The organism is Planotetraspora thailandica, from assembly GCF_016863335.1.
Taxonomy (GTDB): Bacteria; Actinomycetota; Actinomycetes; order Streptosporangiales; family Streptosporangiaceae; genus Planotetraspora; species Planotetraspora thailandica.
In genome coordinates this window covers 58,475-71,567 of sequence record NZ_BOOR01000065.1, presented here as the reverse complement: position 1 = coordinate 71,567, position 13,093 = coordinate 58,475, and the positions used below count along the sequence as shown (strand labels likewise).

The window sequence follows — 13,093 nt, the reverse complement described above, 5'->3', positions numbered from 1 at the left end:
GCGGCACATGCCATCTGATCATTCGCAGATCGGGCAATCCGTCGGGCGGCAACCGAACACCTACTTGCCCGCTACATTCTCCTGCCAAATTCCATTAAACGCCTGGGCGTGTCGGAGGGGTGCCACAGAAGGGTCAGTTACCGTCCCACCTATCGGGAGAAGCCCGGAAAAGGACAAGCCGGAAAAGGACATGCCGATGGGGGCAGTGCGCAAGGTGGCGAGCTACCTTGGCCTGGGCGGGGCGGAGCAGTACGACGAGGCCTACGGTGCTGACGACGACTACGGGGATGATGACTGGATGCCGGCGTCCGAGCGGGCCGCGAAGAGATGGCAGCCGACCGGGGAGCCGGCGCGGATCGTCATGGTGCGCCCACAGAAATACGACGACGCACTGACCCTGGGCCGTCACTTCCGGGAAGGGCACACCGTCGTGATGGATGTGGCCGGCATGTCGACCACCGAGGCGACCCGCATGGTTGATTTCGCCGCAGGCTTGGCTTACGGCTGTGAAGGCCGGATTGAGCGCATCGCGGACAAGGTCTTTCTGCTGACTCCCGCCAACGTCGAAGTGTCCACGGCCTGAGGCCGTGCATCAGAGGAGCCTTCGCCGTAACGGCCCAGGGGGACGGGAACCGAAGCGGCGAAGACTCGCACCACGTCGGCGAAATGGGGCCGAAGCCCAGAAGGCGGAGATCCTGAGGAGCCTCAGGCGGCCCTGGGGCCGCGGCGGAGCACGCGGCACAGCTCGGCCAGGTCGTCGGCGGCGGTCTCCGCACGAGCGGCAGACTCCTTGCCGTATTCACGCAGGGCTCTGACGCCCCTGTCTGCCGCGTCGGACAGTTCTCCCACCTGGGTCTGCACCCGGCGGATGGCCGTCTGCTCCTGTACGCGCACACGCCAGATCAGGAAGGCGCTCACTCCTCCGAGCGCGACCCCAGCGAGCGTGACCAGGAACGAAGTCACGAATCCCACCAGGAACACCACCGCGGCCAGTCCGCCGACCAGGTAGCCGAGCCACGGGGCCGTCCCTTGTGGCGCACCCTCGGTGACGATCCGGCGCTCGGCCTCCGCCATCGAGGCCTGCTCAGGTCCGTCGGCCCGCAAAGTGATCGGATAGCCCAGGATCGGCACCGTCACCGAATCGGGCGGCGGGGCCTGGATGGTCGCGGTGAGCGACTCGCCTGCCGCCTTCACCGCCGGCGCGGCCACATGGAGGGCGAGCGCCGCCAGATGAGGGTCGGCGGCCGGCCGTACGTCGTGGAGGAGGTGCCCGCTGAGTGAGCTCAGCGGGCCTTCCGCGTTTTCCTGGCCGATGAGCGACCGCAGCACGGCGAGCGGTTCGTCGTCGGTCCACACCGCGTCGGCGTCCACCTTGGAGACCATGGCCGGTTGAGGAGCGGAGGTGATCTCGGCACAACGATCCCGCAGTCGCCGGAGCCGGGCCACGGCATGTGCCGAGGCCGTGATCTCCGGCACGTTCACGAGCTCGGGACAACCGTCGAGGGAGGCGGGCATCGCGGCGACGGGTTCGTCGGGCACGAGGGCTTTGAGCCAGAGCTCGTCCTCGGGCGGGACGACGACCGCGTCGAGCTTCCGCAGAACGAAGATCTTGCCGACCGGCCCGTAGGCGCCACGGGCGGCGGCGAGCCACAGGGCACGCTGGCCGCTGGTCACGGGGCGGTCGTTGGACAGTTCCCCGAAGGCCGTGCCCAGCCATGACGCGTGGATGTGGTCGCCCCGACCGCATACGGCCAGAGCCAGGCAGAGGAACAGGGCGGTGCGCCGCTCGTCCAGATGGGTGGCCTGTGCCAGCGGCTCCAGCGCGTCCTGGCCCGACATGATCAGCACGAGCGCCTCGACGGCGGGCGCCAGCCAGTAGCCCGGCACGTCTGCGACGCCTGGCGGCAGGCTCGGTGCGGTCCCGTCTGCGGCGAGGCTGACGAGAAGGCCTTCGGCGTAACGGTGCAACTCCGTCGAGTCGGCCTTACTACCAGGGTCCGGACTCGTGGTCAGGTCCATGCTCACGCGAACGCTCCCCGAGGGATTGGCTGGCACTCCCTTGACCTGGGCCAGACTAGACGCCAGGCACGGCGGGAGGGATAGAGGCGCGCCGAGCGGTGAACGGGAGTTTGACCTGATCAGGCCAGAATCCCGCGCCCGCCCGGCGGTTCATGTACGCCCGCTCACATCCGCTCGGGCACCTCGATGCCGAGCAGGTTGAGCCCCTGGAGCAGCACCTTGAGCGTCAGGGCCGACAGGCTGAGCCGCGAGAGCCGTACGGACTCGTCCTCGGCCTTGAGCACCGGGCACGTCTCGTAGAACGAGGTGAACGCCTGAGCCAGGTCGAAGAGGTAGTTGCAGAGCCGGTGCGGTTCTGACGTCTCCGCGACGGCCTCGACGGCCGCGCCGAACCCGAGCAGGTGTAGGGCGAGCGCCCTTTCCTGGGGCTCGCCCAGCAGGATCGGGCCGCTCACGTCCGCCGGGTCGATCTCGGCCCTGCGGAAGATCGAGCGGGCCCGGGCAGTGGCGTACTGCAGGTAGGGGCCGGTGTTGCCGGTGAGCGCCAGCATGCGGTCGAAGTCGAAGACGTACTCGCTGTCGTGGCTGACTGACAGGTCGGCGTATTTCACGCCACCGATGCCGACCTTGCGGGCGATCTCCTTGCGCAGGGCCGGGTCGTCGTACCGCTCGGAGATGACGGCCTCCGCGCGCGACACCGCCTCGTCGAGCAGCTCGGTCAGCTTGACCGAGGCGCCGCTGCGGGTCTTGAACATCTTGCCGTCGGAGCCCAGCACGCTGCCGATCTGGACGTGCTCGGCGCTCACACCGTCATGCAGCCAGCCCGCCATGCGCGCGGCGGCGAAGACCATCTGGAAGTGCAGCGACTGGGTGACGCCGACCACGTAGAGAATGCGGTCGGTCTTCAGGTCGCTCACTCGGTAGCGGATCGCGGCCAGGTCGGTCGTGGCGTAGCCGTACCCGCCGTCGCTCTTGCGGATGATCAGCGGCAGCGGCTGGTCGTCGCGGCCGGTGAATCCGGGCGGGAAGACGCAGAGCGCGCCCTCGCTGATCACGGCGACGCCCGTGCGCTCGAGCTCGTCGCAGACGTCGGCGAGCATGGCGTTGTACATGCTCTCGCCGGCGATGTCGTCGTCGGTCAGCGTGACTCCGAGCACGTCGTAGACGTGGTTGAAGTACCGCTTGGTGTACTCGATGAACTCATCCCACAGGCGCAACGTCGCGGGGTCGCCGCCCTGGAGTTGCGGGACCCGGCTGCGCGAGCGCTCTTCGAACGTGCGATCGTTGTCGAACTTGTGCCGGGCCTCCTGGTAGAAGGCGTTGCCGTCGCCCGCGGCGAGGCGGCCCAGCGCCTCGGCCTCCCCGACGTCGAGCAGGTGCTCGATCAGCATGCCGAACGGCGTGCCCCAGTCACCGAGGTGGTTCTGCCGGATGACCTTGTCGCCGACGTGCTCGTGCACGCGGGCGAGGCTGTCGCCGACGATCGTGGTGCGCAGGTGGCCGACGTGCATCTCCTTGGCGGCGTTGGGCGCCGAGTAGTCGATGACCACGGTCTTGGGCGTGCCCTGCGGCACGCCGAGACGCTCGTTGCCGGCCTGCCGTGCGGACTGGGCGGCGATCCAGGCGTCGCTCAGCGTCATGTTGAGGAACCCGGGACCGCTGACCTCGACGGTGACGTCGGTCCGGTCGATGGCGTCCGCCAGGGCCTGCGCGACCTCCCGCGGCGCACGTCGGAGTCGCTTGGCCAGGCTCAGCGCGACGTTCGCCTGGTAATCGGCGAACTGGGACGGCCTGATCAGCGGATCTTCGGTGGCGTACTCCTGGCCGAACGCCGTGCCCAGCGCCTGCTGGACCCGCTCGGCGAGGAGAATTTGCGGGTCGGTCATGCACAAAGCTTAATGGCGGCGATAAGCGCGGACGATTAGCGCCGGCGGTGCGATCTGTTGGCGGAGGTGATCCGGTCACTGATTCGGGCGACGATTCCCTGGGCGGCGAGATGTGCGGCCAGCTCGCATGCCGCGGCCACCCCCCGGGCCCGTGACGAGCCGTGAGCGATCACGACGGTCCCGTTGAGCCCCAGCAGTACGGCGCCGCCCTGCGCCTCGGGGTCGAGCCGCTCGGCCAGATCGCGCAGCCGGGCCCGCTGGAGCATTCCCCCGATCTTGGCCACCCGGCTTTCGTTGATCGTCTCCCTGAGCTGGCCGAAGGCGTATCGAACGCTGCCCTCCATCGTCTTGAGTGCGACGTTCCCGGTGAAGCCGTCGGTCACGATCACGTCGACCTTGCCGGTCAGCAGCTCGTGCCCTTCGATGTTGCCGGTGAATTCGATGCCGGGCGTGCCCACCAGCAGTTCGTGGGCCCGTTTGACCAGCTTGCTGCCCTTCTCCGCTTCCGAGCCGATGGTCAGAAGCCCCACACGCGGTCTCCGCAGGCCCAGTGCGGTTTCGGCATAGGCGACCCCGAGGTGGGCGAACTGCACGAGCATCTCCGGCTTGACGTCGGCGTTGGCGCCCGCGTCCAGCAAGACGGTCGGGTGCGGCCGCGTCGGGAGCGGAATGGTGATCGCGGGCCTGATGACGCCTGGCAGGCCGCGCAGGCGGAGCCGTCCGGTGGCCACCACGCCCGCGGTCGACCCGGCGGACACGACCGCCGCCGCGTCGCCTCGCCGTACGAGATGGCAGGCGACGGCGATGCTGGACCGCGGCCGGCGCAGGCTCGCGAGCGCGCCCTCGTCCATGGCGAGGGCCTCCTCGGCCCGGACGACGGGAATCTCCGCGACGGCGTCGTGCGCGGCGAGGGCCTGGTGGATGAGGCGGGGTTGGCCGACAAGCACCACGGGCACGTCGCGTTCCCGCACGGCCTGTACGGCTCCCGCGACTATCTCGTCCGGCGCATGGTCGCCGCCCATGGCGTCGAGGGCCACGGGGGTTGCCCTGCCCCGCATGTGTTGCATGGCCGAATGCTAGGGCTTCAAGGTGACGGCTTCCGGTACACCACGATCTTGCCGAATGTCGCGCGCCCGGTGATGCGGATGAGCGGACCGTCGCCCTCCTTGCCACCGGTCACCGCGCGCTTGGCGAAAAGTGCGCTTCCCTCGTCGATGACGTGGGCGTCGTGGGGCACGGTCACGATCAGCTTGCCGCACAGGGAGTTGAGCTCGAGGGTGACTTCGCGGCCGGGGATGACGGCGTCGGACAGGTCGACGATCAGGGCGCCGAAGGTCGACCGCAGCTCCGTGTGGCGGCCCGCGACCCAGCGGCCCCGGCGGATTACCTTGCTGAAGACGGCCGCGACCTGCTGCTTCTCCGCTGTGGGATTGGCTGCGGCGCGCGCCCCGACGGGCAGATCGGTCGTGAGGGGTACCAGGTCCCCCAGGGTGACCGCCGCGTAGGCGGCGTCGAGTCTGTCGGCGTGTTCCGTGCTGGTCAGGCGGCCCGTGGCCAGTGCTTCGCCGAGCATGCCCGCGACCCGGTCACGGTCTGCGTCAGAGGCGCGCTGAGCGGGATCGTCGCCCGCGAACGGGGTCAAGGAAGTCACAAGTTCAGGGTAGCCGCGAACGAGATATGTCGCGAGAGCTGAGAAATCTTCACTGAGAAGTTTCTTACAAGTGGAACCAACTGTCGGCGGGTGGCGTCCGAATTAGTGAGACCACCGACGCTTGGCGAGGGCGGATGGTTTACCGGAAATCTGAAATCTACCAGGAAAGGAAGGTCGAGTGATCTCTACCCAGGGCACACGCGGCTTCCGGGCTTACACGGCCAAGCATCTCGACGAGCTGCTCGGCCGTGCCGGCTTCGACGGAGATACGAGGTTGCGGGTGCGCGCCGTTGCGACGGTGCTGCCGTTTCGGACGAACGCCTATGTCGTGGACGAGTTGATCGACTGGTCATCGGTCCCCGACGACCCCATCTACCGCCTGGTGTTCCCCCAGGAGGACATGCTTCCGGAGGAGGACGTCTCCCACCTCGCCGCGCTTCTCCGTGATGACGCCCCCGCGCCGCAGCTCAAGGCGGCGGCCGCGCAGATCAGGATGCGCCTCAACCCCCACCCGGCCGGCCAGCTCGAGCTCAACGTCCCCCGCGTCGGCCTGGAGACCATGGAGGGGATGCAGCACAAATACCCCGAAACTGTCCTGTTCTTCCCCAAGCAGGGCCAGACGTGTCACGCCTACTGCACCTACTGCTTCCGCTGGGCGCAGTTCATCGGCGAGCCCGACCTCAAGATGGCGTCCGACGACATCGGGCGCCTCACGGCCTACGTCGCGGACCATCCGGAGGTCACGAGCATCCTCCTCACCGGGGGAGACCCGATGATCATGGGTGAGCCCGTGCTCCGGCGGTACGTGGAGCCGCTGCTCAAGGTGGACCAGATCGAGTCGATCCGCATCGGCACCAAGTCGCTGGCGTACTGGCCGGCGCGCTTCGTCACCGACCCCGACGCCGACGCGACGCTCGAACTGTTCTCCGAGGTCGTGCGGTCGGGCAAGAATCTCGCCTTCATGGCGCACTTCTCGCACCCCCGCGAACTGGAGTCGCCCATCGTGGAGGAGGCGGTGCGGCGCATCAGGGACACAGGGGCGGTCATCAGGACGCAGGCCCCGATCATCCGGTCCATCAACGACTCCCCGAAGACCTGGGCCGACATGTGGCGGCGGCAGAGCACGCTCGGCATGGTCCCCTACTACATGTTCGTCGAGCGGGACACCGGTCCCCAGGACTACTTCGCCGTTCCCCTGACGGACGCCTATGAGATCTTCCGGGACGCCTACTCCCAGGTCTCCGGGGTGTGCAGGACCGTCAGAGGGCCGTCGATGTCGGCCACACCCGGCAAGGTCTGCGTCGACGGAGTCGTGGAGATCGCCGGGCAACGCGTCTTCGCGCTCCACTTCATCCAGGCCCGCGATCCCCAGCTGGTCGGACGACCATTCTTCGCACACTACGACCCCGAAGCCGTCTGGCTGAGCGACCTCAAGCCCGCCTTCGCCGACCGATTCCCCTTCGAGCCGGCCCTCGAGACCCCGCCCTTTGCCCGCCTGAGCGCCTGACACGGCGCCCCTTCTTAAAAGCGACCGGAAAATCTGTCCCCCGGCCTGGACGGCATGTTTACCGTGCCTTTCTCCCAGGCCGGGTTTGGGCTGACCATCGAGTGGCCGCGCGCCGCTCTATATACGTATTTTTCCGGTCCCGCCCCTGGTCAAAGCCCCGAACGAGCAGGCGTTCCCCCGGCGCGCGGGGGTGATAGAAATGCGCTCGTCTTTGTCGGCACGCTCGCCGACGCACGGGGGTTCTTGGGTTCGTCATTCCCACTCTCGTGAAAAGGAATATGAACCGGGGGCAATAAATGAAACGAGTGCTTAGGACGGCCGTACTCGCGGTGACCGTCGGTGTCGCGGGCCTGGTGGCCACGCCCGCTCAGGCCGACACGCAGACCACCGTCTGCAACAACGTCTGCACCTCCCGCATCACGGCCGTGGCCAACCTCCTGGCCGATCTCCAGGCCGACGCGGTCGTCGCCGCCACGGCGGCGGTCACCGCCCAGGCCAGCGCGGCCGCCAACCTGAGCGCCGTCGTGGTCGCCGACCTTCGGGCCGACCTCGTCGCCGTCGCCAACCTGAGCGGCACGATCACCGCCGCCCTGTCCGCCCGGGCCAACGCCCAGATCGCTGCCGTGGCGGCCCTGGCGGCCAGCGTCGCGGCCAACGTCACCGCCAACCTCACGGCCAGCGTGGTGGCGGACCTGCAGGCTCGGCTCGCCGTGATCCTCAACCTCACCGCCAACGTCAACGCGGCCGTGCTGGCCAACGTGAACGGCGGCACGATGGTGATCAGGGACGCCGGCAGGCCGGCCCTGGCCGTCACGGGCCATGCTCCGGTCGTCGCGGCGGCGGCGGCGCCGGCCGCTGTGGCCACCGTCCGCGCAGCCGCCAACCTGGGTCTCGCGGCGAACCTGACCGCGCTGCTCAACCTCAACGCCGCGGTCGGGGTGGCCGGGGCCGCCTCGGGAGGGCTGCTCGCGCTGGTCCCGTGCGAGACGCCGGCCACCGCGATCGTCCGCGGCAGCACCATCCAGGGCCAGCAGGCCACCACGCAGGTGAGCAACGGCGTGAACACCACGGCGACGACCGTGGGCAACCAGACGCTGACCCCTGCGGGCACGTCTGCCGCCACCAGCGGCACGTCGCTCGTCACCTCTGCGACCACCACGGGGGACGCGGCGGCCGCCACGACGGTCACCGGTGTGCCGGGGACGGTCAGGGGAACGCTGCCGAGGCCGGCCTACGTCCGCGGGGGCACTCCCTGATCACCTCATCGGGCTGAGTAGGTGTGAAACACCGAACGGCCGGCGCCCTCACAGGGCGCCGGCCGTTCTTGCCGTCTCGGGATTCTTCCGGGTCAGTTGACGGGGACACGCAGACAGGTGCGCCGGGCGATCTGCGCCTGTAGCCGAGCCATCTGCCAGTGCAGATCGACCAACTGCTCGGCGAGTGTGCCGGCAGGCAACTCCAAGGGATCCTCGGCGGCCAAATGGTCGATCGCCATCGCCAAGTCGCTCATCCCCGCCCCTTTCCTAGGTCGAACCTCCGTTCGAATCATAATGGAACAGGGGTCTCGTTCGCATCAGGTTTCGTACACCGGTGCGATGTAACCGCGAGCCAGCGTGTTGGCGGTGACGTTGAACCCGACCACCGCGGGCGTGGCGTCGCTGTCGAGGCCGAGCTTTTCGACTCCCAGCGCGTGCACGGTGAAGATGTACCGGTGCGGATGCCCGGGAGGCGGGGCCGCGCCGTCGTACTCCTTGGCGCCGAAGTCGTTGCGGGCATGCTGGGCGCCCTCAGGCAGGCCCTCGAAGGCGGGAGCCGTACCTGCGCCGGTCGGCAGCTCGGTCACGCCTGCGGGGATGTCGAACAGGACCCAGTGCCAGAAACCGCTGCCGGTGGGAGCGTCAGGGTCGTAGCAGGTCACCGCGTAGCTCTTGGTGCCTTCAGGGGCCCCGGACCAGCTCAGCTGCGGGGAGAGGTTCTGGCCCTTCATCCCCCAGTCGTTGAACACGTGGGCTTCCGGCTTGCGCTCCCCGTCGCGGACGTCGACGCTCTCCACGGTCAGCGCGGGGACTTCCGGCAGGTGGTCGTAAGGAATCGGAGGTGGCGTGGGCATAGATTCACCTTCCGTGATCGGTCAAACCCGGTTGTAGGCCTCCAGGACCTCCTGCGTCTCGCCTTCCATCTTGATCTTGCCCTTGTGCAGCCAGATCACCCGGTTGCACGTCGACTCGATCGCGTCGAGGTTGTGTGCGACAAGGAAGACCGTTCCGGCGGACTCGCGCATCTGCAAGATGCGGTCCTGGCTCTTTCTCTTGAAGTCCTTGTCACCCGTGGCGAGCGCCTCGTCGATGAGCAGGACGTCATGCGTCTTGGCGGATGAGATCGCGAAGCGGAGCCGCGCGCCCATGCCGGAGGAGTACGTGGACATCGGAAACTGGATGAAGTCGCCGATTCCGGAGAACTCCACGATCTCATCGTATTTCTCGCGCGTCTCTGCGGGAGTCATGCCCATCGCGTAACACCCGAGGACGATGTTCCGCTCGCCGGTGAGCGTGTTCATGAGGGCCGCGTTCACGCCCAGCAGGGACGGCTGGCCGTTGGTGTAGACGGCGCCCTTGTGCGCCGGAAGCAGGCCCGCGATGGCGCGTAGCAGCGTCGACTTGCCCGACCCGTTGCGGCCGATGATCCCGATCGCCTCGCCATGGCGGGCGACGAAGGAGACGCCACGCACGGCGTGCACCTCCTTCATCTCCGGGCGGCTCTTCCGGGTGACGATGCGCCGCAGTGCGGCAGTCGGGCCCTTACCGCCCTCGCTCGCCTTGGCCGCGCCGTACACCTTGTAAACGATGTGCAGATCGTCGACGATCACGGTCGGCGTTCCCAAAGTCACGTCCGAGAGCTCCCCGATCTGCGGCTCCTGCAACACCTCAGCCACGGCCGTACCTCTCCTCAGCTCGCCAGAAGAACCAGAAGCCGAATACCAGCGCGACGACCGCCCAGAACGAACACGTCGTCCACACCCAGCGCTCGGGGAACCTGTCATAGATCAGCAGATCGCGCATGAACTCGATGTAGGCCGCCGCCGGGTTGAACTCCAGCACCCATCGAAGGAGGGTCGGCAGGTTCCGGGTCCTATCGTCGATCATGTAGAAGACACCGGAGGCGTACATCCAGGTGCGCGTGATGAACGGCAGTAGCTGGGTGATGTCCCTGACGAATGCGCCGATCCGGGCCATGAATAGGCTGATGCCGAGATTGAACACGAACTGCACGAAGAGTGCGACCGGGGTCAGCAGCCAAAGCCAGGTGATCTCCTCGCCCGTGATCAACACCAGAGCGACCAGCACGCCCATCGACCAACCGAGCAGCTGAAGCTCCTGGATCGCGGACGCCAGGGGGAGCGAGGCTCGGGGGAAGTGCAGCGCGCGGATCAGCGACAGGTTCGACGAGACGGCCTTGGCGCCGGCCGTTACCGTCCGCTGCGTGAAGCTGAAGACCATGACCCCGGTGATCAGGAACGCCGGGTAGTTAGGGATGTGTTTGCTCTGCGCGAAGATCACGCCGAATATCAGGTAGTAGACCGCCGCGTTCAGCAGTGGAGTGAGCACCTGCCATAGCTGGCCTAGTGCGGATTCCGAGTACTTCGAGACGTTCTTCGAGGTCGCGTACGTCACGATGAAGTGGCGTCGCTCCCACAGTTGGCGCAGGTAGGCGTGCAGGCTGGGGCGTGCGATGGCACGGCTCAATCCGTAACGCTCGGCGAGCGCGGCCAGCGACTCCGTGGCTCGGCCGCCCGCCTGGGCGTCCGCGAGCGCGGACTCCGGCTGGCTCATGGCAAGGACTCTATTGGATGGTGGTGGAGAGAAGCCCGACGATGGAGGTCGCCCGTCTTCTCGCTGGATGGGGTGTAGCCGTCTCAGCAACGCCGCTGCGACTTGGTCAAAGGTAGCCCAAGACGCCCCAGGGCGAGGACGACGCCACGGACCTTACGGCATCCCGGTGTCTCTATGGGGTGGTAAAGATGGTATATCTACCTTGTTTGGGGTCTTTGTACACTGGGGACCCATTTGCGGCTGGCTCACTGGAATGCGTGTGACGCCCTACTGGCGTACGTGTGACCGAACTGCAACGCGGCAGAGACTCGTCTGCGGTGTCAGGTAAGGGATGCTCACGGACGACTGACAGGGCGTCAGTTGGTTTGACCAGGCCCGGAAAACCGGGGAGCTTACCAGCGCGAACGCCCATCCTTAGAGGGAGGACCAATCCACTATGCGCGTGACTAATGGCGCGAAGATCGCCGCCGCCTCCGCGCTGCTAGCGCTCGCGGTGGCAGCGTGCGGTGGCGGCAGCTCATCGCCTGGCGCGAGCGGCTCCGCCGACACGCCGGTTCGCGTGTACATCAGCGAGCCGCAGAACGACCTGATCGGAGGCAACACCGGTGAGTCCGGCGGTGCCGAGGTTCTGAAGGCGCTGTACGCCGGCCTGGTCGACTACAACGACAAGGCCGAGCCCCAGCTCGAGATCGCCGAGTCGATCGAGCACGACGCGACGAACACCAACTGGACCATCAAGATCAAGCCCGGGTACACCTGGAGCGACGGGACCCCGGTCACGGCCCAGAACTTCGTCGACGCGTGGAACTTCACGGCTAACTCCGCCAACGCGCAGCAGCTGGGTTCCTACTTCTCGATCGTCAAGGGCTACGACGCTCTCAACCCGGCCGACCCGGACGAGGACGGGCCGAAGACGGCTCCGCCGGCGACCACCAAGACGCTGGAGGGCCTGAAGGTCGTCGACGACAGCACCTTCACGGTCGAGCTGACGCACCCCTTCTCGGGCTTCGAGACCGCCCTCGGCTACTCGGCGTTCTTCCCTCTGCCCAAGGCCGCCTTCGGGGCTGACGGCAAGCTCGTCGCCGCCGAGAGCACGAGCCCGATCACCAACGGCCCCTTCAAGATCGCCAAGCCGTACAAGCGCGGCACCGACCAGACCATCTCGGTCACGCGCAACGACAGCTTCAAGGGCGGCAAGGCCAAGGTCGCCAACATCGATTACAAGATCTACACCGACCCGGAGACGGCCTACAATGACCTGCTCGCGGGCAACCTCGACGTCATGGACACGCTGCCCGCCTCGCAGGTGGCGAACGCCAAGGCGACCTTCGGCAACCGCTACATCGAGGGCCCGTCGTCCGGTGTGGGCTGGCTCGGCTTCAACATCAAGACCGGTGGCGTCTACGCGACCAACCCGGAGCTGCGCAAAGCGATCTCGATGTCGATCGACCGCAAGACGATCACCCAGACCGTCTTCTCCGGCACCCGTACGGCCGCGGACGACAACATCAGCCCGCTGATCCCCGGCTACCGCCAGGGCGCCTGCGGCGAGGCCTGCAACTACGACCCGGCTGCGGCCAAGCAGCTGTGGGAGTCCAACGGCGGCAGCGCCGTCAAGGAGGTCACCCTCAGCTACAACGCCGACGGTGGTCACAAGGAGTGGATCGAGGCCGTCGCCAACAACCTCCGTACCAACCTCGGTGTCGCCGTGACGCCGAAGCCGTACGAGAAGTTCGCCGCGATCCTCGACGACCTGGGCGCCAAGAAGGTTCAGGGTGCGTTCCGCCTCGCCTGGCTCATGGACTGGCCGCTGCCGGACGACTACCTGCGTCCGGTCTTCGGTACGGGCGGAAGCTCGAACTACGTCCAGTACTCTAACAAGCAGTTCGATGAGCTGCTCAACAAGGGCGACGCCGCTCCGACGTTGGACGAAGCGATCAAGTTCTACCAGCAGGCCGACGACTTGGCTCTGAAGGACCTGGCTTACGTGCCGATCTACTTCTACCAGCTGAACGCGGCCTACTCGCAGAACGTCAAGAACGTCAAGCTCGACCCGTTCGAGGCCCTCGACGTGCTGAACATCGAGAAGGCCTGACGACGAGGACACTCGTGACCGGCTTTCACCACCCCTGAAGCCGGTCGCGAACTCGACGATCACCCTTGGGGCAGCCCACTGGTTGCGATGGGCTGCCCCATCGTC

The 13,093-nt window shown here is 67.2% G+C and carries 12 protein-coding genes; 4 read left to right on the top strand and 8 right to left on the bottom strand.

Going from position 1 to position 13,093, the window contains the following annotated elements:
- A partial coding sequence (locus Pth03_RS34220; protein ID WP_239119581.1) for a cell division protein SepF occupies window positions 1-583 on the top strand: 583 nt, incomplete at its 5' end.
- Window positions 584-705: 122 nt separating this feature from the next.
- Here Pth03_RS34220 and Pth03_RS34215 read toward each other — a convergent pair.
- From Pth03_RS34215 to Pth03_RS34200, 4 genes are all read right to left on the bottom strand, one after another.
- Window positions 706-2,019: a hypothetical protein gene (locus Pth03_RS34215; protein ID WP_239119582.1), complete on the bottom strand. Its 1,314-nt coding sequence runs from the start codon at window positions 2,017-2,019 to the stop codon at window positions 706-708.
- A gap of 164 nt (window positions 2,020-2,183) precedes the next feature.
- On the bottom strand, window positions 2,184-3,905 hold the full coding sequence (argS, locus tag Pth03_RS34210) for an arginine--tRNA ligase (protein WP_203948601.1): 1,722 nt from the start codon (window positions 3,903-3,905) through the stop codon (window positions 2,184-2,186).
- 35 nt (window positions 3,906-3,940) lie between these two features.
- Complete coding sequence (plsX, locus tag Pth03_RS34205) at window positions 3,941-4,972, bottom strand: phosphate acyltransferase PlsX (RefSeq protein ID WP_203948600.1); 1,032 nt, start codon at window positions 4,970-4,972, stop codon at window positions 3,941-3,943.
- Window positions 4,973-4,989: 17 nt separating this feature from the next.
- Window positions 4,990-5,556, bottom strand: a complete 567-nt coding sequence (locus Pth03_RS34200; RefSeq protein ID WP_239119580.1) for a DUF1707 SHOCT-like domain-containing protein — start codon at window positions 5,554-5,556, stop codon at window positions 4,990-4,992.
- Between the two features lie 181 nt (window positions 5,557-5,737).
- On the opposite strand from Pth03_RS34200, the gene Pth03_RS34195 reads away from it, so the two are divergent.
- Both Pth03_RS34195 and Pth03_RS34190 read left to right on the top strand, forming a co-directional pair.
- The gene (locus tag Pth03_RS34195) at window positions 5,738-7,063 is read left to right on the top strand and encodes a KamA family radical SAM protein (protein WP_203948612.1); all 1,326 of its coding nucleotides are present in this window, start codon (window positions 5,738-5,740) and stop codon (window positions 7,061-7,063) included.
- Window positions 7,064-7,359: 296 nt separating this feature from the next.
- Complete coding sequence (locus tag Pth03_RS34190) at window positions 7,360-8,319, top strand: hypothetical protein (protein WP_203948599.1); 960 nt, start codon at window positions 7,360-7,362, stop codon at window positions 8,317-8,319.
- Window positions 8,320-8,411: 92 nt separating this feature from the next.
- On the opposite strand, the gene Pth03_RS34185 is transcribed toward Pth03_RS34190, so the two are convergent.
- From Pth03_RS34185 to Pth03_RS34170, 4 genes are all read right to left on the bottom strand, one after another.
- Window positions 8,412-8,573: a hypothetical protein gene (locus tag Pth03_RS34185; protein WP_203948598.1), complete on the bottom strand. Its 162-nt coding sequence runs from the start codon at window positions 8,571-8,573 to the stop codon at window positions 8,412-8,414.
- 63 nt (window positions 8,574-8,636) lie between these two features.
- Window positions 8,637-9,173, bottom strand: a complete 537-nt coding sequence (locus tag Pth03_RS34180; protein ID WP_203948597.1) for a YbhB/YbcL family Raf kinase inhibitor-like protein — start codon at window positions 9,171-9,173, stop codon at window positions 8,637-8,639.
- A gap of 21 nt (window positions 9,174-9,194) precedes the next feature.
- Window positions 9,195-9,995 (bottom strand): ABC transporter ATP-binding protein, encoded by an 801-nt coding sequence (locus Pth03_RS34175; RefSeq protein WP_239119579.1) that lies wholly within the window; start codon window positions 9,993-9,995, stop codon window positions 9,195-9,197.
- The gene (locus tag Pth03_RS34170) at window positions 9,988-10,893 is read right to left on the bottom strand and encodes an ABC transporter permease (RefSeq protein WP_203948595.1); all 906 of its coding nucleotides are present in this window, start codon (window positions 10,891-10,893) and stop codon (window positions 9,988-9,990) included. Before Pth03_RS34170 ends, Pth03_RS34175 begins: the two co-directional genes overlap by 8 nt.
- A 436-nt stretch (window positions 10,894-11,329) precedes the next feature.
- On the opposite strand from Pth03_RS34170, the gene Pth03_RS34165 reads away from it, so the two are divergent.
- Window positions 11,330-12,988 (top strand): peptide ABC transporter substrate-binding protein, encoded by a 1,659-nt coding sequence (locus Pth03_RS34165; RefSeq protein WP_203948594.1) that lies wholly within the window; start codon window positions 11,330-11,332, stop codon window positions 12,986-12,988.
- The last annotated feature ends 105 nt before the right edge of the window (window positions 12,989-13,093 follow it).